Annotated in this window: 18 protein-coding genes; 7 read left to right on the forward strand and 11 right to left on the reverse strand. The window is 38.9% G+C overall.

The window, feature by feature from the left end; all coding sequences use genetic code 11:
• Positions 1–98: 98 nt before the first annotated feature.
• Genes HUV91_RS07650 through HUV91_RS07670 form a run of 5 tightly spaced genes read right to left on the reverse strand, consistent with a single transcriptional unit; the run spans position 99 to position 8986 of the window.
• On the reverse strand, positions 99–1697 hold the full coding sequence (locus HUV91_RS07650) for an ABC transporter ATP-binding protein (protein WP_174493034.1): 1599 nt from the start codon (positions 1695–1697) through the stop codon (positions 99–101).
• Positions 1672–2685, reverse strand: a complete 1014-nt coding sequence (locus tag HUV91_RS07655; RefSeq protein WP_130072873.1) for an ABC transporter permease — start codon at positions 2683–2685, stop codon at positions 1672–1674. The genes HUV91_RS07650 and HUV91_RS07655 overlap by 26 nt, the downstream gene beginning before the upstream one ends.
• A complete protein-coding gene (locus HUV91_RS07660) occupies positions 2685–3764 on the reverse strand; it encodes a microcin C ABC transporter permease YejB (protein ID WP_130072874.1) in 1080 nt (359 codons plus the stop codon). Before HUV91_RS07660 ends, HUV91_RS07655 begins: the two co-directional genes overlap by 1 nt.
• 57 nt (positions 3765–3821) lie before the next feature.
• On the reverse strand, positions 3822–5666 hold the full coding sequence (locus tag HUV91_RS07665; RefSeq protein ID WP_174493035.1) for an extracellular solute-binding protein: 1845 nt from the start codon (positions 5664–5666) through the stop codon (positions 3822–3824).
• 38 nt (positions 5667–5704) lie between these two features.
• On the reverse strand, positions 5705–8986 hold the full coding sequence (locus tag HUV91_RS07670) for a lytic transglycosylase (RefSeq protein WP_174493036.1): 3282 nt from the start codon (positions 8984–8986) through the stop codon (positions 5705–5707).
• On the opposite strand from HUV91_RS07670, the gene HUV91_RS07675 reads away from it, so the two are divergent.
• The 4 genes from HUV91_RS07675 to nudC all read left to right on the forward strand — a co-directional run bounded on the left by HUV91_RS07675 (position 8922) and on the right by nudC (position 13288).
• Positions 8922–9155, forward strand: coding sequence for a hypothetical protein (locus HUV91_RS07675; RefSeq protein ID WP_174492122.1), 234 nt, complete (start codon positions 8922–8924; stop codon positions 9153–9155). The genes HUV91_RS07670 and HUV91_RS07675 overlap by 65 nt on opposite strands.
• Positions 9156–9206: 51 nt before the next feature.
• Entirely contained in the window at positions 9207–10676 is a 1470-nt protein-coding gene (gene dnaQ / locus HUV91_RS07680; RefSeq protein WP_174493037.1) for a DNA polymerase III subunit epsilon, read from the forward strand.
• A 201-nt stretch (positions 10677–10877) separates the two neighbouring features.
• Positions 10878–12521 (forward strand): chemotaxis protein, encoded by a 1644-nt coding sequence (locus tag HUV91_RS07685; protein WP_174493038.1) that lies wholly within the window; start codon positions 10878–10880, stop codon positions 12519–12521.
• Positions 12521–13288: an NAD(+) diphosphatase gene (gene nudC, locus HUV91_RS07690; protein WP_174493039.1), complete on the forward strand. Its 768-nt coding sequence runs from the start codon at positions 12521–12523 to the stop codon at positions 13286–13288. Before HUV91_RS07685 ends, nudC begins: the two co-directional genes overlap by 1 nt.
• A gap of 38 nt (positions 13289–13326) precedes the next feature.
• Here the strand turns inward: nudC and HUV91_RS07695 are convergent, their stop codons facing one another.
• The 4 genes from HUV91_RS07695 to HUV91_RS07710 all read right to left on the reverse strand — a co-directional run bounded on the left by HUV91_RS07695 (position 13327) and on the right by HUV91_RS07710 (position 16374).
• Entirely contained in the window at positions 13327–14214 is an 888-nt protein-coding gene (locus tag HUV91_RS07695; RefSeq protein WP_130072880.1) for an alpha/beta hydrolase, read from the reverse strand.
• The gene (locus tag HUV91_RS07700; RefSeq protein ID WP_130072881.1) at positions 14201–14902 is read right to left on the reverse strand and encodes a BON domain-containing protein; all 702 of its coding nucleotides are present in this window, start codon (positions 14900–14902) and stop codon (positions 14201–14203) included. Before HUV91_RS07700 ends, HUV91_RS07695 begins: the two co-directional genes overlap by 14 nt.
• A gap of 65 nt (positions 14903–14967) precedes the next feature.
• Positions 14968–15402 (reverse strand): YraN family protein, encoded by a 435-nt coding sequence (locus tag HUV91_RS07705; protein WP_174493040.1) that lies wholly within the window; start codon positions 15400–15402, stop codon positions 14968–14970.
• Positions 15403–15423: 21 nt separating this feature from the next.
• Positions 15424–16374: a penicillin-binding protein activator gene (locus HUV91_RS07710; protein ID WP_174493041.1), complete on the reverse strand. Its 951-nt coding sequence runs from the start codon at positions 16372–16374 to the stop codon at positions 15424–15426.
• 12 nt (positions 16375–16386) lie between these two features.
• On the opposite strand from HUV91_RS07710, the gene rsmI reads away from it, so the two are divergent.
• Both rsmI and HUV91_RS07720 read left to right on the forward strand, forming a co-directional pair.
• Positions 16387–17226 carry a 16S rRNA (cytidine(1402)-2'-O)-methyltransferase gene (rsmI, locus tag HUV91_RS07715; protein WP_130072884.1) on the forward strand — a complete coding sequence of 280 codons (840 nt, stop codon included), beginning with the start codon at positions 16387–16389 and terminating at the stop codon, positions 17224–17226.
• Between the two features lie 307 nt (positions 17227–17533).
• The gene (locus HUV91_RS07720) at positions 17534–17977 is read left to right on the forward strand and encodes a universal stress protein (RefSeq protein ID WP_174493042.1); all 444 of its coding nucleotides are present in this window, start codon (positions 17534–17536) and stop codon (positions 17975–17977) included.
• A 47-nt stretch (positions 17978–18024) separates the two neighbouring features.
• On the opposite strand, the gene HUV91_RS07725 is transcribed toward HUV91_RS07720, so the two are convergent.
• Together HUV91_RS07725 and HUV91_RS07730 are read right to left on the reverse strand one after the other, a co-directional pair.
• On the reverse strand, positions 18025–18336 hold the full coding sequence (locus HUV91_RS07725; protein WP_130072886.1) for a hypothetical protein: 312 nt from the start codon (positions 18334–18336) through the stop codon (positions 18025–18027).
• Positions 18337–18447: 111 nt separating this feature from the next.
• Positions 18448–18783: an MGMT family protein gene (locus tag HUV91_RS07730; protein ID WP_130072887.1), complete on the reverse strand. Its 336-nt coding sequence runs from the start codon at positions 18781–18783 to the stop codon at positions 18448–18450.
• A 102-nt stretch (positions 18784–18885) separates the two neighbouring features.
• On the opposite strand from HUV91_RS07730, the gene HUV91_RS07735 reads away from it, so the two are divergent.
• Entirely contained in the window at positions 18886–19851 is a 966-nt protein-coding gene (locus tag HUV91_RS07735; RefSeq protein WP_174493043.1) for an alpha/beta fold hydrolase, read from the forward strand.
• The last annotated feature ends 48 nt before the right edge of the window (positions 19852–19899 follow it).

Genomic DNA, 19899 nt, shown 5'->3' on the forward strand with positions numbered 1-19899 from the left:
TACTCTAAATTATTTAAAAAAATGGTCAAGCAAAATCTGACAATATCTCATGTCAAATTTGCATAACCCGCTTAAATCCACTTTAACTACTGCGCTATTTAATACAGACTGGCTGAAATCAATTGCTTGGTATAGTCAGTTTTAGGGTTGGCAAATAAAGATTCAGTGTCTTGAAACTCAATCACTTGTGCATGACGCAATACCAAAACTTTTTGACACAACGCTTTCACCACCTGTAAATCATGGCTAATAAATAAATAGCTGATTTGAAACTCAGCTTGTAACTGACGTAACAATTTAACAATAGCTCGCTGTGTAGTACGGTCTAAAGCCGAGGTGGGTTCATCAAAAATAATCAGTTTGGGACGTAAAACCAAAGCACGTGCCAATGCGACACGTTGCCGTTGCCCACCCGACAATTCATGTGGATAACGCTGCTTAAACGCGACAGGTAATTCAACTTTTAACAACGCTTCATCAATGCGCTCGGTAATTTCATACGCTTTCAATTTCTTTAATGCCAAACCTTCACCAATGATCTGCTCAACGGTCATCCGTGGATTTAAACTACTGAATGGATCTTGAAAAACCATTTGAAATTCAGCGCGTAATGGGCGTAATTTTGACTCTTTGAGCTTATTTAAATCTTGATTAAATAAGACAATCAAACCATCACTTTCAATCAAACGCGCCACAGCCAATGCCAAAGACGTTTTACCTGAACCACTCTCCCCCACGATCCCAATCGCCTCAGACGCATGTAAGCGTAACTCTAAAGGTTCAACTGCCACAAAATAGTCTTTTACCCGATTCAGTAAGCCTTGTTTGATAGGGAATTTGACACCAACATGATGTAAGGACAAGACCAAATTTGCAGGATCATTCGGTGGTGCAGGATTGGCTGCGCCAAAATCATGGTCTAATAAATGCTTGGTATAATCTGCTTTAGGACGGTTAAAAATATCTTGAACAGCACCTTTTTCTTCAACTCTGCCTTTATTCATCACAATAACTTGATTGGCATAACGCTTGACCAAATTTAGATCATGGCTAATCAAAATCATCGACATATCATGATTTAAAATCAACAATTGCAAGAGATTTAAGACTTGTGCTTGTAAAGTCACATCCAAAGCGGTGGTGGGCTCATCGGCAATAATAATATCGGGTTCTAATGCCAATGCCGCCGCAATCATCACCCGTTGACGTTGCCCACCTGACAACTCATGTGGATAACGACTGAGTTTTTCCTCAGGATCTGGCATCCCCACATCTGTCAGTAAATCAATCACACGGCGACGTACTTTTGCCTTCGACATCCCATTCAGCAATAAAGGCTCACCAATAATTTTTTCCACGCGATGCAAAGGATTCAGTGCCGTCATCGGCTCTTGGAAAATCATGGCAATTTTTTTTCCACGAACTTGGCGAAGTTGCGCTTGATCCATGCTGAGTAAATTTTGCCCTTCAAGATTGGCTTCACCTGTAATTTTTAAATATTCAGGCAGTAAACCCAAGATTGCCAAACTACTAACAGATTTACCCGAACCACTTTCCCCCACAATGGCAATGGTCTCACCTGCATGTAGGTCAAAATTCAGATCTTTCACCAAATCTTGTTGCTGATTTTGAATATGTAAATGACGTACCGATAACACTAACTTTACGTCTTTATTGACGTCTTGGATCGAATGCATCCCGTGTCGCCTCCCCAATATAAATCAATAAAGAAAGTACCAAAGCCAAAGTAAAGAAACCTGACAATGCCAACCATGGTGCTGTTAAATTATTTTTTCCTTGTAGCAACAATTCACCTAAAGATGCTGCATCAGGCGGTAAACCATAACCGAGAAAATCCAATGCAGTTAAAGCAGTAATATTTGCAGTCAACATAAAAGGTAATTGAGACAAACTTGAACTCATCGCATTGGGTAAAATATGCCGAAACATAATGGTACGATCACGCACACCCAAAGACCGTGCGGCACGAACATAGTCTAAATTTCGAGCACGTAAAAACTCTGCACGGACCAACCCCACTAAGGCCGGCCAACCGAACACCAACATGATCAAAAATAACCAATACACGCTAGGGGTAAATAAACTCACCAAAATCATGATCATAAATAGTGTAGGCAAACCACCCCACACTTCTAATACACGCTGACCAATTAAGTCAATCCACCCACCATAATAGCCCTGAATCGCCCCCACGATAATTCCAATCACTGAAGCAAACAAAGTCAGTGCCAAACCAAACAATAAAGATACACGTAGCCCATATAAAATTCGTGCCACAACATCACGTCCTTGGTCGTCTGTGCCCAACCAGTTTTGTGCAGTCGGAGGTGAAGGTAATGGCACAGCCAAATCTAGATTGGGCGTTTGGTAGGAATAACGTAAAATTGGCCAGATCGCCCAACCTTTGGCATCAATCATCTGCTGTACTGCAGGATCACGATAATCTGCCTCCGTTTCAAATACCCCACCAAATGTGGTTTCAGGATATTTTTTGAATACGGGCGTGTAATATTGCGCATCATATTTGACTAAAAGTGGCTTATCATTGGCGATAAACTCTGCGCCCAAAGACAAAATAAAAATAAGAATAAATAAAATAAAACAGCCAAAACCAAGACGATTTTTTTTAAATCTTTTCAATCGGGTTTGCATGATCGGTGACATTATTTCGCACCTCTCGATTCAAAATTAATTCGTGGGTCAATGATTTGATATAAGACATCACTAATCAAACGTAATACCAAACCCAATAAAGTAAATAGAAATAATGTGCCAAAAATCACAGGATAATCACGTTGGGTAATCGCCTCAAAACCAAGTAAACCCAGTCCATCCAAATTGAAAATAATTTCAATAAATAGATTTCCAACAAAGAAAATACCGACCAAAGCTTCAGGTAAACCTGCAATGACAATAAGCATAGCATTACGAAAAACGTGTCCATAGAGCACACGATTTTCATTTAAACCTTTGGCACGTGCGGCAATTACATATTGTTTATTCAGTTCTTCCATAAACGAATACTTCGTCAAATAGGTTAAACCTGCAAAACCACCCAACACGATGGCAATCAAAGGCAAAGTCATGTGCCAAAAATAATCTTTAATTTTTCCCAATACACTTAAACTATGAAAATCATCCGAAACCAAGCCTTGCAATGGAAACCATTGAAAATAAGAACCACCCGCAAAGAATACAATGAGCAAAACTGCAAATACAAAAGATGGAACAGCATAGCCCACGGCTAAGATTAATGAAGTTGATTTATCAAAAAGCATACCGTGCTGTTTGGCTTTTTTAATCCCAAGTGGAATGGAAACCAAATAAATCAGCAAAGTACTCCACAAACCTAAAGACACAGTCACTGGCATTTTTTCCCATAACAACTGTGTGACAGGTTTGTCTTTGAAAAAGCTCGTGCCAAAATCAAAATGCAGATAGCCTTTGAGCATCATCCAAAAACGTTCAGGTGCAGGTCGATCAAACCCATACTGAGCTTTGATTTTCTCCACCATATCCTCACTCAAACCACGAGCACCTTGGTACTGACTCGAATGATTTGAAGCGGATGCCACTTCTGCTCCCGCAGGTGCGTGCCCCATACCTTGAAAGCTTTCAGCCTGTTGAATCGCTTGCTCTACAGGACCGCCAGGTGCGAGTTGAATCACCACAAAGTTAATCAATAAAATAAAAAACAATGTTGGAATAATCAGTAGAAGTCGTTTGAGAATGTATGTGCCCATTGATTAGACATTCCTTGTAAGCGCATGGCTTTTATTTTTGCTCAAATACAGTCTAAATTATTGTTTACGCAAATATTGACTGACTTTTTGTGCGTGTTGTGGATCAGACCACCAATAGTCTAAACCTAAAGATAATTTGGGTTTCACTTTCGGTTGCTTATACATATTCCAGTAGGCGTACCAATTTTTATCATTGCCATAGGTCAAAATATGATAATAACCTGAACGCAATAAACGATCTAAAATTTTGGTGCGTAGAATCAATTGCTCACGATTTGGCGCGCGAATCACTTGTTGTACCGCTTCATCAATCACAGGATTTTTAATACCTGCATAATTATAATTGCCCACCTCATCTGCCGCTTTACTGCTCCACATTTGTGCTTGTTCATTGCCTGGCGTTAAAGATTGTGGCATGACATTGGTGGTCATCTGAAAATCAGAACGGCGCATCCGTTCAATATACTGCGGCACATCAACTTGACGTACTGAGACTTGAATACCAAGTTTTTTAAGATTACGTACAAATGGCATCAATGTTCGCTGCAAACCCTCTTGATGAATCATAAATTCAATCCGAATCGGTTGCCCTTTTGCATCGACCAACATCGCATTTTGATAACGATAACCTGCTTTTAGCAACAATGCCCGTGCTGTTAATAGATTATTGCGGTTAAAGCCACTGGCATCTGAAACAGGATACTTCCAATCTGCTAAAACCCCTTGACGTTGTAAAGGGTGTAAACGCGCTAAGTACGGCTGCAAAATTTGTAACTCTTGCTGACTCGGTTTGCCTGTAGCTGCCAATTCACTATTTTGGAAATAACTGTTTAAACGAATATATTGCCCATAAAATAAAGCCTTATTGAGCCATTCAAAATCATAAACATAACTAAGCGCCTGCCGAAAATAGATATCATTAAATGGGGCTTTACGGGTATTAAATAAAAAGCTTTGTGTCGGCGCAGGATTTTCAGTTTTGACAATATATTTCGTCACCATTCCCGCAGTTAAGGCAGGGAAATTATATTCTGTTGTCCATTTTCGAGAAATTTTCTCTTCGTGAAATGTATATTGCCCTGATTTAAACCCTTCAAAAGCAATATCTAAACTACGATAATAGACAAATTTAACCAAATCAAAATTATAGCGACCTTTGTTGACCGCTAAATCTTTGCCCCAATAATATGGATTACGCTTGTAAGAAATACTGCGTCCTGCATCGATACGATCAATCAGATAAGGACCTGAACCTAAGATAGGTTGCATGGTAATTTTGGCAAAATCACGATTTTTCCAATCCGCTTTGGAATAAATCGCAATGCTAGACAAGATCAATGGCATTTCAGAATTATTGTCGGATTTAAACGTAACTTTAACTTGATACTTTGACAAAACCTCAGTTTTGGCTAAATCTGACAAATACATCTGAAAACCAGGATTTGCTTTTGCTTGAATACTGTCAAAAGTAAACTTCACATCTTCAGCAGTGACAGGCGTGCCATTGCTAAACTTCGCTTTGGGATTTAAATGAAAAATCACAAATTTGGTTTTTTCAGGATCAAAAGTGACTTTTTCAGCCAATAAAGGGTACATCACACTCGGTTCATCGAGCGATGAACTCATCAAGGTATCAAATAAAAAATTTGTCCCTTCAGCACTCGTTCCTTTGCCATTAAAGCCGTTCAAATTATCAAAAGTACCATTGCTTGCTTGACTGATCCAACCGCCTTTAGGTGCAGTTGGATTGGCATAAGGCATTGCTTGCGCATTTGCATACTTAGCGGTGGTATGAATTGCAATATACGGCGTAGTCTGAACCGCGGCCCAAACTTGACTTCCCATTAGCAATAAAGCATATGTCATCCCAAACTGTTTTGCATACGCAAAGCTCAATTGCATATTGAGTCTATCCTTTTACTGACTGTTCTTTCCCAATTTTACAAGTTTGGCACTTTAATAACATCCCCAATACGCAGTTGTGTAGAAGGTTTCATATCATTTAGCTCTGCAAGCTCGTTACTCGCAATCCCATATTTGCTTGCCAAACGAATCAAAGAATCACCACTTTTCACTTTATACTCTGTGACTAACTTTGGAATACGAATGCTTTGACCACGTTGTAAGCCTGTACGACCATTGAGATTATTTAACTTAGCCAACTCATTCGCTGAAATCCCTAAGCGGTTTGCAATCAGATTTAAAGACTCTCCTGATTTCACCGTATAAGTTTCTGTATTTTGCGTTGAACGTGTGGTTTTGCTCGTTGCTAGATTCTCTGTTTCTTTAGATACTGCGCCTTTACTGGGTAATTCCCCATCAATTTTTAAACGCTGTCCTGCACGTAACTTGGCATTTTTAGCCAAACCATTCAGCTCTGTTAAAAACGCGAGTTGTAAATGATACTTCTGCGCAACCGAAGCTAGTGTTTCCCCAGCTTTTACAATATGAACATCTTTTTCAGCGCTACGGCTATTATTGACCACGTCTTCAGATTCAACAGACTTGGTTCTGCTTTGTACAGGTTCACCTGACAATTTTAGTTTTTGTCCAACAAACAAGCCTGCATTGGTACTCATGCCATTTAAATCAGCAACTTGACCCACAGACATATTATATTTACTGGCAACACTCGTCAGGCTATCTCCTGATTGCACAGTATAACTGTCTGGCACTGTACTTCCTTCAGGCACTTTAATGGTTTGGCCAACCAATAAACCTTTGGAAGTCGATAAATTATTTAGCTCAGCAAGCTCAGACAAACTGATTTTTGACTGTACAGCGATACTCGATAAAGTATCCCCACTTTTTACACGATAATTTTCAGTTTTATAACGGGTTTGCGCTTGCACATTTTTAAATTTAGTCTGATCAACAATTTTAGACTCAATTTTGTCAACACGTTGTTCAACCTCTTGTACAGGAACATTAATTTTTTGCCCTGCATATAAATTCCCCACTTCCAAGCCTGGTGTTAAATCTGCCAATTCTTGTACTGACAAGGCATAACGATCCGCGATCACTTTGAGATATTCACCACGTTTCACCACATAAGGCTTTGTCTTAATTTTAGCTTCAGGCTTGCTTGTATCAGAACGAACTAAAGTTTTATTGAGTGCAGAGAGTTTATCGCTACCATTGTCTTTGAGATGCAGCTTTTGACCCACAAATAAATTACTGGTGGTAGTCAAATTGTTATAACTTGCTAATTGTGATACAGACAAATTAAATTGATTGGCAACACCAATTAAACTGTCATTCGGTTTAACTGTATATGTTGCAGGCATGCTATCCACTTTTTTACTTGAGCTTTCAACATCTTGTGGTTTAGCGTCATATAAATATAAAGTTGCACCAACAAATAAAGTTCCATTTGGATCGACTTGGTTCCATTTGGCAATGTCACGCCAATTCACCCCATTTTTCATGGCAATCAATGCCAAAGTATCGCCCGCCAATACCGTATAGGTACTGCGCTTACCTTTTGGTGGCACCACAACCACTTCACTTTCCGTTTTTTCAAACTTTTTGTCTTGATTGAGTTTTGCTTCATCCGCACTGATCGCTGTAGGTTCAGCCAAACCTTTTGGATAAGCAAAACCAACTGTATTTTCCCGACCCTGTTGCTCTGCAACGGATTGACTTGTTTGAATAGCAGTTAACTTAATTTTACCATCATAAGGGTCAACAATTTCTGTCCCTTGTGGTGCAATGGCTTTGATTTCTTTAACGACTTCATCTTTTTCAGCTTGCGTTGCTTGTGGTTCAACCACTTGCTTTACCGTTAACTTTGCATCATCTGCTTTCACTGCAGCTACAATCTGTTCACGTTCCTGTGCCGATAACGGTGGTTCAACAGTCACAGGTTTTACATTGCTTGCTTGAGTGATTGCAACAGGAATACGTGGTGCACTTGGTACAGTGGCATCTGCCGCAAATGCAGCCAAGGCCGATGATCCTTGCGGCGTTGTTTTCAACGTCGTAGGTGATGGTGTTGTCGTTGGCACTGTACTCGTTACAGCTTTCGCAGACTGAACAGGTGCTGTACTTGCAATTAACGCGGGTGGATTCGTGGTTGCAGGCGTAATCGGTGTACCTGTATTTGCAGGGACATAGCTAGGTGCAGGAACATAAGCAGGTGCCGTATTTGCCCAATAACCGCCTGTACTAGACTGTAGTTTTTTTAATTTCGCATCGATAGTCGGGTTTAAATCCGCAGGAATTAAAATCTTCATTGGACTTGAAGGATCTATAATTTCACCTCGATGCCCTGGATTTAACGCATACAATTCTGCACGACTTAAACCTGTGGTTGCAGCAATTTGATTTAACTGTACACCCGCAGGCACAGAAACTTCCCTAAAATGCGGACGGTTGGCAATCGGAGGTAAAGTTACCCCATATTTTTGTGGATTTTTAACAATTTGTGCCACGGCCAAGAAGCGTGGGACATAGTTCATAGTTTCTTGCGGCAAACGTAATGACCAATAATCTGTCGGTAGACCCGCTGCTTCATTACGATTAATTGCTTGTTGAATACGACCTGGACCTGCATTATATGCAGCAAGTGCCAATTCCCAAGAACCAAATTGATTATATAAGCTACCTAAAAATTCATAAGCTGCACGCGTCGACTCAACGACATCACGACGACCATCATAGGCACTTGTCTGTCTTAAACCGTAAATTTTCCCTGTACTTGGAATAAACTGCCACATTCCCGCTGCCGCTGCACTACTGGTTGCGGCAGGATCATAAGAACTTTCAATAATCGGTAATAACGCTAATTCTGTAGGTAAACCACGGCGCTCAGCTTCTTTTACAGTATGGTACAAATAACGAGATGCACGCGCACTCAAACGGTCAATATACGGTTGACGTGCTGCAAACCAACTACGCTGAGCATCAATACGAGGGTCCCAACGATCTTCATTCATTTTAAAGCCAACGGACATACGTTTCCATACATCGCCATGTTTTAAAATCAACAAACGATCACCTTCCACTGCACGCATATCTGTTGCAGACAATAAATCTTCTAAAGAATCTAAACTGCTTGCATCTAACATTCCTGTTTGCTTACTGGTTTGTGTCTTGGTCACAGTTTGCGAAGAAGAACACCCTGTCATTAACCCAATGGCAGCCAGTGCTGATGTCATGAATGATAATTTAAATAAAGCAGAAGAATTGGGCTGCCACGCAATTGTGGTTGGTTTAGGCATACAGGGTTCCGAACATCAAAATATAGTAAATTATTTTATCCATGCCATTTTAGTAGAGCATCTGACTCATACAAGGCACTTATTGCAAGCAAACTGCTTACAAATGTTACAAAAAATTAAAAAAATCGCCGTTCTGCCCGTTGAAAGGCGCGATTTGCGTATACAATAAATTCTTCGCTCGTTATGTTCAACACTAAATTCAATTTCATTGGTTATCACTATGTCTCAAACAATCACGCTTTATGTAGATGGTGCATGTAAAGGCAATCCCGGACTTGGGGGTTGGGGCGCATATGTCATTACAGCAACAGAAGAACATAAACTCTGTGGGGGTGAACTTGAAACAACCAATAACCGTATGGAACTATCAGCAGCCATTCAAGGGATTGCCTTTTGTCCAAAAGAAGCAAAATTGGTTCTTTGGACAGATTCCAACTACGTCAAACGCGGCATCACGGAGTGGATTGAAGGTTGGAAAAAGAAAAACTGGAAAGATGTGAAAAATCCAGACCTTTGGAAAGAACTTGATGCGACCTGCAAAGATCGTGATATTGAGTGGAATTGGATTAAAGGACATGCGGGACACGCGGGCAATGAAATGGCAGATCAACTTGCCAACTTAGGTGCAGCAAATATTGCCAAAGGCATAACCACACCACAAATCACCACGGTTCAAAAAACAGCGACACAGGCAAATACTCCCATGACTGAAGATAAAAAAAAAGTTGAAACAGATTGGCTTTTAGACGACCCTTTTGGTTTTGATTTAACTGATCAAGATATGCCTGATGAATTTGAAAATGCTGAAATAACCGATGCCTCAGAGACGACATCGGTCACGCATGAAGTGGACCATACAACCGATGACAGCGATTCATCTCAAATAACAAGCTCTAATGCTATAGCACAGCAAAATCAAGTGCATGAAACAATCAGCGCAAGTACTTCATCACATCCACAGATTGTCATTACTCCGAAAAAACTCGATATACAGGGTCCGCGCCAATTGATCTTGGATACAGAAACCACAGGTTTTTATTTTCAAGATAGCGACCGAATTATCGAGGTCGGTGCGATTGAAATGATCAATCGTAAACTAACAGGTAGCTCAATTCATATTTATATTAACCCTGAAAAACCTGTGGGCGACTCAGAAGCAATTCACGGCATCACCGATGAGTTTTTAAAAGATAAACCGAAATACAATGACATTGCCCAAGTCTTATTTGACTATCTAAAAGGCAGCGAAATCATTGCACATAATGCAAGCTTCGATATGAACTTCTTAGATATGGAGTTTAAACGTAGTGGTTTCGTCGCATTGTCTGAGGTGTGTACTGTCACCGATACTTTAGCCATGGCAAAAAGTAAGCATCCAGGACAAAAAAACTCCTTAGATGCCTTGGTTCGCCGTTATGAAATTCCGCAAAGGGATCGTACTTTCCACGGTGCATTACTGGATGCGGAAATTTTATCTGACGTCTATTTAGCGATGACGGGTGGACAAGTCTCTTTTGATATGGACGCTTTGTCGAATGACGACGAATTTTCCAATGATGCACAAGTACGTCAAAAAATCGATCTAGACGCACCTGTCATTCTAGCTTCAGCAGCAGAACTTGAAGCACATCAAACATGGATGGATGAATATCAAGAAAAAAATGGCACAGCCTGCCTCTTTGCCCGTTGATAAAGTTCATATCGCATCTTTCTTATATTTTGCTTTTGGGTAAATCACATGCAATTCGTTATGCAAGACATAGAAACTATGGCAATGATGGCATAAGTCTATTGTAAAAGCTGCGCATTTAAGCGATATTAAAATCTAAAAATTAGTCTTTAAGATAAAGACTAAAAAACTAAAACATGTATTTTTTATCAGGGGGCTTTGATGTCTTATCAAACATCAATTTATTTCGATCCAACGGCTTTATTAATAATAAAAAATGAAGTGGATAACTCGATTCAATTGGTAGAGTCTGCTGTCAGCAGTTTGGTTGAAGATCAAACATTGCCTTTTGGTATTGATGATGCACTGAATCAGTTTGAGCAATGTGCACATGTCATTCGTTTAATTGACATGCCACAACTTGCGCAACTGACTGAATACGCTGCTGAACTGATGCGTAAAATCATGCAAGATCCACAAAATATCAAAACCTCAGACGTACTTGCGCTCAGCGAAGGCACCACCATGCTGAAGCGTTTTATTGAGTTTACTTGCTTACGCGAAGTCAAAGTTCATCAGTTTCTATTAGACACCTTAAACCGTTTAGAATTAGCGTTGGGTAAACCACTGACACAAGATGGTGAAAGTATTGCACCACTTTTAGACTGTGTCGTGCCAAACTTAGAGCTTCAAGCTGCACCTGAACTTGAAAAGTCTGCTTATGTACATAAGCTGTATAAAATTTGCTTGAATAATTTGCTTAAACAACAAGAATCACCACTTGATTTTCAAGGTTTACAACTCGTTGGTTCATATCTGTCTTATTTGTCAGAAGCAACAGCCACTGCACAATATTGGAAATTGGTTGCCAATGCCTTACAAAACATTAAAGATCTTATTTTAAGTGATGCACGTTTACGCACACTCATTCAAATCGAAACACATATCGCTGCATTTCTACAAGATCCACAACAATTCAATGTCAACACTCTTGAAATTGCCAACGTAATCAGCTTATGTATTAGCCAAGACAATGATCTCTCACAATACCTACGTGAAAAAATCAATGCAGGCGATGACATTTTAACAGACAACCAGTTACAAGTATTCAGCCGCCATTTATATGGTCCTGATTTTGAAACGATTCATACTGCAAGTAAGCTCATTACCGATGAAATGAGTGAAATTCGTAATGATATCGAATATAACTACGAAAATATGTCAGATGAAAAAACGGCCGAACTTAAGAATAAATTACTCGCTTTAGTCAATATTTTCAAAGTATTAAACTTAAATGAAGCAGCAAATGAACTCACACAACAAGCGGCTTTGTTATCTGATCATACCTCGTTAAGTAATGAAAACTATGCCCAACAATTAATGAATAGCATTTTATCTGCGATGAATTCTATTGGGATCTTAGAGCGTAATTACACCTCCAATCGCTTACAACTACGTGTCAATAATCTACACATTTCACTTGATCGTTTAGATGATGCACATACAGTTTTATTGGCGGAAAGTAAAGTTCAAATCGATGCAACGAGTCAAACTTTAGTGCAATATATCTCTGAACAGAACAATGAACATATTGCCAATATTCCTATGCAGTTGAAAGAAATCAGTGGTGCAATGCTGTTCTTAGGTTCACAAGAAAGTCAAAAAACTTTACTTGATAGCGCAGATTTTGTAGAAGCACAACTGTCTCAACAAGCGATATTAAACCCACAACAAGTACAAGCTTTGTTAGAAATTCTAGCAAGTGCCGATATGATGATTGATAATTTACAAAACAAACAACCTGTTTTACAGTCGATGTTTGATATAGCATTGAACAGTAGCCAAAACTTAAAAGCGACTGCCTAATGTGTAATCAAGATACTAATTTATCACTTGCCTATATTTTTCATCATCACCAACTTTTAGTCGATGATCATTTCCAACTTCCCAAAGTTGAGCAGCTGGCAAGTGATTTAGTATTTCATTCAGGTGATCAAATCATCGCCCGAGACTTATTTATTGAAGAAAATATTCCTACAGGCTATCAACTGGTTCCCATTCGTCAGCTCATTTCACAGTGGACAAAAGTGCAGTTTGAGCAAGCCAGTCGGGCATTACAACTGTTAGAATGGCGTCGTAATCATAAGTTTTGTAGCCATTGTGGTCATGAAACCGAAGTTCATCCAACCGAATATGCCATGGTCTGTCCTGCATGCCGTTATCACCAATACCCTCGTGTACAGCCCTGTATCATTACCGTGATTACCCGTGGAGAAGATGAAATTTTATTGGCAAAAAATGCTAAAAATACTAGCAATATGTATGGTTTAATTGCAGGCTTTGTCGAAGTGGGTGAAACCCTTGAAGAAGCGGTTGAACGCGAAACACTTGAAGAAGTGGGTATTAAAGTCAAGAATATTCAGTATTTAGCGAGCCAACCTTGGCCTTTCCCAAGCAATCTGATGTTAGCCTTTAAAGCCGAATATGAATCAGGCGAGCTTGTACTACAAGAAGAAGAAATTAGTGATGCAAAATTCTTTAAATTTGATGCATTACCTGAGATTCCCATTTCAGGCAGTATCGCCCATGCCATGATAGAACATGTCATTTTCAATAAAAAAATGCCTGAGTAATTCAGGCATTTTGCTTTTTCTTCATTCAAGCGATACATTTAAAGTCTTTTAAAAGTCTGATCCAATGCCTTGATAATCTCGGAACGCGTCCGATAAAAACGGCTGAATAAACTGGAAATACTGCCCATAATTGAAACGTGTCCTGTTTTGGGGATCACACAGATTTGGCAATGATTACCCAAAGCTTCAAGCTTATTTTTCAAATCAAAACTATTGGTATCTTTCACAATTTGATCATTTTCAGCCAAAAACAAATAGTGCTGCACTTCATTTTTTTCAACAAAATAATACGGCATCACATGTTGATACGGCGTATCTTGATCAAAGGCATGTCCTGCTAAAGGATCACCTTTATAATCAAAATGATAAGGCCCTGCTATCCCAATAATCGCTTTAATCTGTGTCTTGATTGCAGATTGAAACCGTTGAGGATGATACAACAATGAAGCAATATTAAATGCCCCCGCAGAATGCCCCATTAAGGCAATATTTTGTGTCGAAATCCCCAATCGCATCTGTTGCTGCTCTAAAAAATTGAGTGCAATTGCCAAGTCATCCACATAAGTTGGAAACTTAAACTGTGGTGCAAGATGATAATTTAAGACAGCAACATCATAGCCATAACGACTAAAAGCCTCACCGACAAACTTATAAGCACTTTTATCTCCATGGCTCCAAGCTCCGCCATGTACAAATATAATCAAAGGCTTATTTTGTTTTTGCTCCGAAATATACAAATCCAAGCGTTGTCTTGCTTTTAATCCATAGGCAATATTGGCATGCAGTTGATAACCTTTTTTAGGTGTCAAACCATTAATCGTGATACTCGCAAGATCATACAGTCGAAAATCTGCATAAAATGCTTTAAACGCTTGGATTTTTTTCAACACGAATTGTTGTTTGTCTTGAAAATTACGGCTGAACATTGCTACTCGGCTCTACAGCATCAGGATCTATCGCTACAGGGGTTTGCACATCAGGCTGAGCATTGGATCCCGTTGGAGCAACGGTAAAAGATGAATTTTGCATCTGACGATTTGCGATTTCTACATTATCTAAAAGCGTAACAATTCGGGTAATATTGCCAACTTTTTGCAGTACGTCATTTAAATCATTACTTTCAGCATTATTTAAACGCCCCATGACATACAACACACCATCCTCAGTATGTACGAGCACCTTATTGTCTGAAACTACAGGCGCTTTCATGATCAAACCACGCGTATTTGCAGTCACTGAAGCGTCTTGCATGATTGTCCCATAACTGATCTGATTACCTACTGTAATATAGTTATGTACAGCTTTTACATCACTCATCGCGCGGACATTATCTTCAGCAAGTTGCTTTAAATGCGCGTCAGGCACTTGCCCTGTCAGCAACACATTGCTATGGAAACTGTTAATATTGATACGGGATTGTTTAAATCTCGAATCTAATTTATATAAATTAATTTTTGCAGTACGTTCAATGGAAGAATCAATAAATACCTGACCCAGTGATCTTACTCCGCTTTCTGTTCCTACAGGCGTACTGCCCGTACCCCCAGAGATGAAGCTTGCACATCCAGATAAACTTGCTACACACAACATTGTAATGACAATTCGGTTTAACACTCAGCAAGACTCCTCATTGAAATCATTATTTCTATCTTTTATAAGCAATTATGCTTAAATTTCAGTCACAGATTAATCAAGTCTGCATCTAAAGTAAATGCATTTTCAATCCACTGTAGATCATACGAGATTTTTGAAAAGTCATGCTGTACATTTTTTGCAATTTCTTGATGAAAATCAAAACAAACTACATCAAAACGATAATAAAAATCCTGAAATTCTGCATGATCTTGTAAAAACTTTAAGGTTGTTTTCACAATTTTGCGTTGTTTGGCCAGTGTAATGACTTCCAAAGCAGTGCCATATTCAGTTTTGGCACGAGCTTTCACCTCAACAAAAATCAGTTCATTGGCTTTTTGTACAATGAGATCTATTTCACCACATCGGGCATAATAATTTTTATACAGTAAAACAAAACCATGTTGCTCAAGCACATTCAGTGCCATCTGCTCTGCCCATTCACCGAGCTGTTGTCTTAAAGGTTTAACTTTAAGTCTCATAACGTTGCCCCATTTGAACAATTAAGCGACTGCTAAACTTGTACCCGTACTTATAAAACACATCGGCTGACGCTTAATCTGCTGATGTTCAACATGAATTTCTCCAGTACGTCCATGAAAATCTATCGTAGATTGCTTAGGTTGAGCTAAATAAATTTGAGCAATTTGCCAAGCATCACCGCCAAAGGCATATAAGCGTTGATATGGCATAGGCGTTGGATTTTGCTGATAAGCCGTTAGAACATCTTTCCAATCAGGAAGATAAAGAGAAGGTACATCACAAAATTTTATGCCTTTGGGTAAAGGCTGACTATCTTCTACGGCGAGTGCTTGCATATATAGATTACGAATGGGTAATTTTTTCAACTGACGAATCCAAGCATAATTACCCAATAATAATAAGCCTTCACTTTTCACCATTTTCGTAGGTATATTGTCGAGGATTTCAATTTGCCCTTGGAATTGTTGTGAAACCGCATTCAAAAATGCTTTGTTTTCTTCAACAGTTTCAGGTTGTTGTAAAATATATAATTTATTGATTTGATCCGCCCGCATTGTACCGATTAAAGCGGCGGCATCCTCTTTTTTTGACAAACTAAATTGAATGACATTAGGGTGTTTAATGGTCACTTCATTTAAAGCCAATACAGGCACTTTGGGTGCAAGTTTAACAATCTCCTCTACATCATGACGTGCCAAAGGCCCAATGATCATCTGCGTGTGCTGATCGACTTGTTGTTTTAACACAGCACTCATAGATTTTTGATCGCTATTGACAAATTTTAAAACTGTTTTTGCCCCCATTGCCTGATATGCAGTCGATATTCCCAGTTTAATACTACTACTCGCTCGCGCCAAAGGCCCTGTTTCGGGTAAAATAACCAACACATCTGCATGTGCCATCCACATCATGCTCATCAAACCAAGACCGAGTACGGTCTGTCTATAATTCACTTTTTTATTCTTAATCATGGAGAACCCCTTATGAGTGCTCAGTTATTTGTTGTAGCGACCCCAATTGGGCACTTAGATGACATGACCTTTCGTGCCATTGAAGTCTTAAAATCTGTTTCTGTCGTTGCGGCAGAAGATACACGCCAATCTGCACAACTTTTAAAGCATTATAATATCTCAACACCATTAACCGCATGTCATGATCATAATGAAAGTAACAAAATTAATATACTGATTGAACGACTCAAAAATGGTGAAGATATCGCTTTAGTCAGTGATGCAGGTACTCCTTTGATCAGTGACCCTGGCTTTAAACTGGTCCGTGCCGCACAAGAAAATCATATCCGTGTTATTCCTGTACCTGGCGCATGTGCAGCGATTGCCGCGCTGAGTGCTGTGGGTTTACCCAGTGATCGCTTTAGTTTTGAAGGTTTTTTACCCTCTAAACAATCACAACGCATGTTGCAACTCGAAAAGTTAAAACATGAAACACAAACCTTGATTATCTATGAAGCACCACATCGTATTTTAGATTGTGTCAAAGATATGGTTGAGGTCTTTGGTGCAGAACGTCCTGTCGGTTTTGCAAGAGAAATTACCAAAACCTTTGAAACCATAAAAAAAATGACTTTAGCAGAATTACTGGCATTCATTGAAAATGATCATCATCAACAAAAAGGTGAAATTGTGCTAGTCATTGGCGGTGCAACACAAGAGCATGATGTAAATCAAGAAAAGCTAGACAAATTACTTTTGCGTTTGCTTGAGGATTTATCCGTTAAAGCGGCATCACAACTGGCCGCCGATTTGACTGGAATCAAGAAAAAAGTGGCATATCAACGTGCTTTAGAACTCACACAGCAAGATTAATTTTATCTTAATTCGAGTTATTTCTTACTTTCTATTTCACATGATTTAAAAAGGTAAAAACATCAACAAATTGTAATATTGAAATCGATAAAGCCTATTACACCACATTTCAATATTACAATTTAAAACCCGACTAATTTAGTATAAATTATTTTAAAATACATATTCTTATATTAAATATAAATTAAAAACCAATATTTATAGCTCACTTGTTTTTTAGCCATTTTCAAATCATTTCTTTTCATATATGATGAATTTATAGCCGAAAAAATATCTATATTTTTGTAATAACTATAAGGAGAATTTTATGACTTTTCAAAATATTTTAGTCCCTATTGATGGTTCTGAAACATCACTTGCTGCAGTACCTGAAGCCGTAGAAATTGCTAAAAAATTTAATGCTCATGTGACTGTTGTCCAAGTCATGACTCTAGATCCTTATATTGCCAATGAATATATGGTGCATGGTCAAAGTAACCAATTGATCGAACGTGCGCGCAATTATATTTTAGATAACTTAGAAACAGCGAAAGCGAAATTTAAAGAGCAAGGAGTCGATGTAGAAGTTAAATTGCTCGAAGGTGAAAATATTGCCAAAGCCATTGCCAATGCCACAGAAGAACTAAAATCAGACCTTGTCATCGTCAGTTCTCATGGACGTAGTGGTTTCAAAAAGCTGCTGATCGGTAGTGTGGCTCAAAGCTTATTAACGACTGTAAATGTACCTGTTTTGGTTGTAAAACACGCCTAATATGAGTTGCTATAAAACATCTCTATCAAGTGATAGGGATGTTTTATTTACACCACCCATAAAGCCAGAGGTCCAAATAAAATGATTGCCCCAAAAAACATCCATGAATAATAAAATGGTACTAAACAATTAATTTTCGGATAAGGCATAAACACATACACCTGACCACGTTTTTTGACTTTTTCTATATGTTTTTCAACTCTTTTCTTACTGAGTGCTCCTGCGGCTAAACCGAGATAATTCATTCGTTTAGCTGTATACATTTGCCCATTGATTTCAAAAGTATATTGCCCTTGTAAATGATACACATCTCCGACTTGCGAATAATTTGCATAGCAACTCAGTTGCAAATTTTTCACGGGTAGTTTTCTCCCAAAGAGATAACATAGCGTATCTAAACTCAACCCAATACATGTATATAAAGTGACAAATAATCCGATATAAAAAATCAGTGTTTGCTGCATTTTATTTCAAGGTTGCCATGCATATTTTTTCATATTTACTTTTCCATCTAACACGACAATACTTTCAGCCAACAATTTAGCTTGCTGAATATTCATCCCTTGCTCGTCCAATGTATGGGTACTTATTTTTCCCTGAGCATTAATCACCCGATACCAAGGAACATCATGCCCCGCTTCCAACTGTCCTAAAACTCGCCCAACCAACCGCGCATGCCTAGGTAATCCTGCCAATTTGGCAATTTGCCCATAACTTGCAACTTTTCCATAGGGAATTTGTACCACAACAGCGATGATCATTTGCGTCAATTCAGCAGTCGATGCAGATGAATTTTGAGTAATCATTGGCTTAAATACACTCTAATTTTATATTTTGGCAAATGTATTAAAAAAAATACTGTTTTAGTCTTAAATCATATTGAACAACAAAAACATAGAGTACTACAAATGAAAGGAATCTTCAGTAAACTCATGCTTTCTACAGCATTAAGTTTGGGCTTTGTCACAACCGCAAGTCTACCTAGTCAGGCTTTTGCAGCAATAGATATTCAGAGTGTTTTACAACAAGAGCGCACATGGGCGGGTTTACAATCCAAACGCCTCAAAGTAGGTGAAATCGATTGGGCATATAGTGAAGGTGGACAAGCCGGTAAACCGACCTTGATGTTAGTGCACGGTTTAGCAGGCAGTCGAGACAATTGGAATCGTTTGGCTCGTTATTTAACCCCTTATTATCATGTCATTATTCCAGATCTACCCGGTCAAGGTGACAGCAAAGTCGCTGCAGATTTTGACTATACTATTCCGAATATGACTGAAAAATTACGCCGTTTTGCTGAAGCTGCAAAAATTGAACAAGGTTTACACGTTGCAGGTCATAGTATGGGAGGCTCTATTGCACTCCTCTATGCAGCACAATATCCCGTCGATACCAAATCTCTGTTTTTAGTAGATAGTGCAGGTGTATTTAAATCTGCAAATACACCTTATTTGAAAGATCCAACCACTTTACGCAGTATGATTGTGGCGAAAAAAGGAGATTTAGACAAAGTGCTAAGCATTGCAACTGCACTCCCGCCTTTTATCCCCAATGAACTCAAAGAAGCTCAAGAAAAGTTAATGATTTCACAAGCAGCGAACAATGCCAAACTTGTGGAACAGTTGATTTTAATGTCAAAAGTATATACGCCAGAAACGTTTGCTTTAGCAGCACGTTCCATTGATCAGCCTGTGCTCATCGCATGGGGAGACAAAGATAAAGTCATTAATGTTGAAGCTGCGGCTGAACTTAAGTCTTTATTGAAAAATGCCAAAGAGCCATTGATCTTGAAAGGTGTAGGACATATGCCCATCATGGAACAAGAACAATTATTAGTTCAACCTTATCTAAACTTTCTGCATGGCTTAAAATAAATCACCAAAAGCAGTAGAAAACAACTACTGCTTCACACTTAAAAAGCT

Origin of the sequence: Acinetobacter sp. Marseille-Q1623 (assembly GCF_902809895.1) — a bacterium.
Lineage (GTDB): Bacteria > Pseudomonadota > Gammaproteobacteria > Pseudomonadales > Moraxellaceae > Acinetobacter > Acinetobacter piscicola_A.

Coding starts and splice junctions, on each gene's coding strand:
- HUV91_RS07685 (WP_174493038.1), top strand. CDS start 10,878: ATGTCTTATCAAACATCAATTTATTTCGATCCAACGGCTTTATTAATA.
- nudC (WP_174493039.1), top strand. CDS start 12,521: ATGTGTAATCAAGATACTAATTTATCACTTGCCTATATTTTTCATCAT.
- HUV91_RS07655 (WP_130072873.1), bottom strand. CDS start 2,685: ATGTCACCGATCATGCAAACCCGATTGAAAAGATTTAAAAAAAATCGT.
- HUV91_RS07730 (WP_130072887.1), bottom strand. CDS start 18,783: ATGATTACTCAAAATTCATCTGCATCGACTGCTGAATTGACGCAAATG.
- HUV91_RS07720 (WP_174493042.1), top strand. CDS start 17,534: ATGACTTTTCAAAATATTTTAGTCCCTATTGATGGTTCTGAAACATCA.
- HUV91_RS07675 (WP_174492122.1), top strand. CDS start 8,922: ATGAATGATAATTTAAATAAAGCAGAAGAATTGGGCTGCCACGCAATT.
- dnaQ (WP_174493037.1), top strand. CDS start 9,207: ATGTCTCAAACAATCACGCTTTATGTAGATGGTGCATGTAAAGGCAAT.
- HUV91_RS07705 (WP_174493040.1), bottom strand. CDS start 15,402: ATGAGACTTAAAGTTAAACCTTTAAGACAACAGCTCGGTGAATGGGCA.
- HUV91_RS07735 (WP_174493043.1), top strand. CDS start 18,886: ATGAAAGGAATCTTCAGTAAACTCATGCTTTCTACAGCATTAAGTTTG.
- HUV91_RS07710 (WP_174493041.1), bottom strand. CDS start 16,374: ATGATTAAGAATAAAAAAGTGAATTATAGACAGACCGTACTCGGTCTT.
- HUV91_RS07695 (WP_130072880.1), bottom strand. CDS start 14,214: ATGTTCAGCCGTAATTTTCAAGACAAACAACAATTCGTGTTGAAAAAA.
- HUV91_RS07660 (WP_130072874.1), bottom strand. CDS start 3,764: ATGGGCACATACATTCTCAAACGACTTCTACTGATTATTCCAACATTG.
- HUV91_RS07650 (WP_174493034.1), bottom strand. CDS start 1,697: ATGCATTCGATCCAAGACGTCAATAAAGACGTAAAGTTAGTGTTATCG.
- rsmI (WP_130072884.1), top strand. CDS start 16,387: ATGAGTGCTCAGTTATTTGTTGTAGCGACCCCAATTGGGCACTTAGAT.
- HUV91_RS07665 (WP_174493035.1), bottom strand. CDS start 5,666: ATGCAATTGAGCTTTGCGTATGCAAAACAGTTTGGGATGACATATGCT.
- HUV91_RS07670 (WP_174493036.1), bottom strand. CDS start 8,986: ATGCCTAAACCAACCACAATTGCGTGGCAGCCCAATTCTTCTGCTTTA.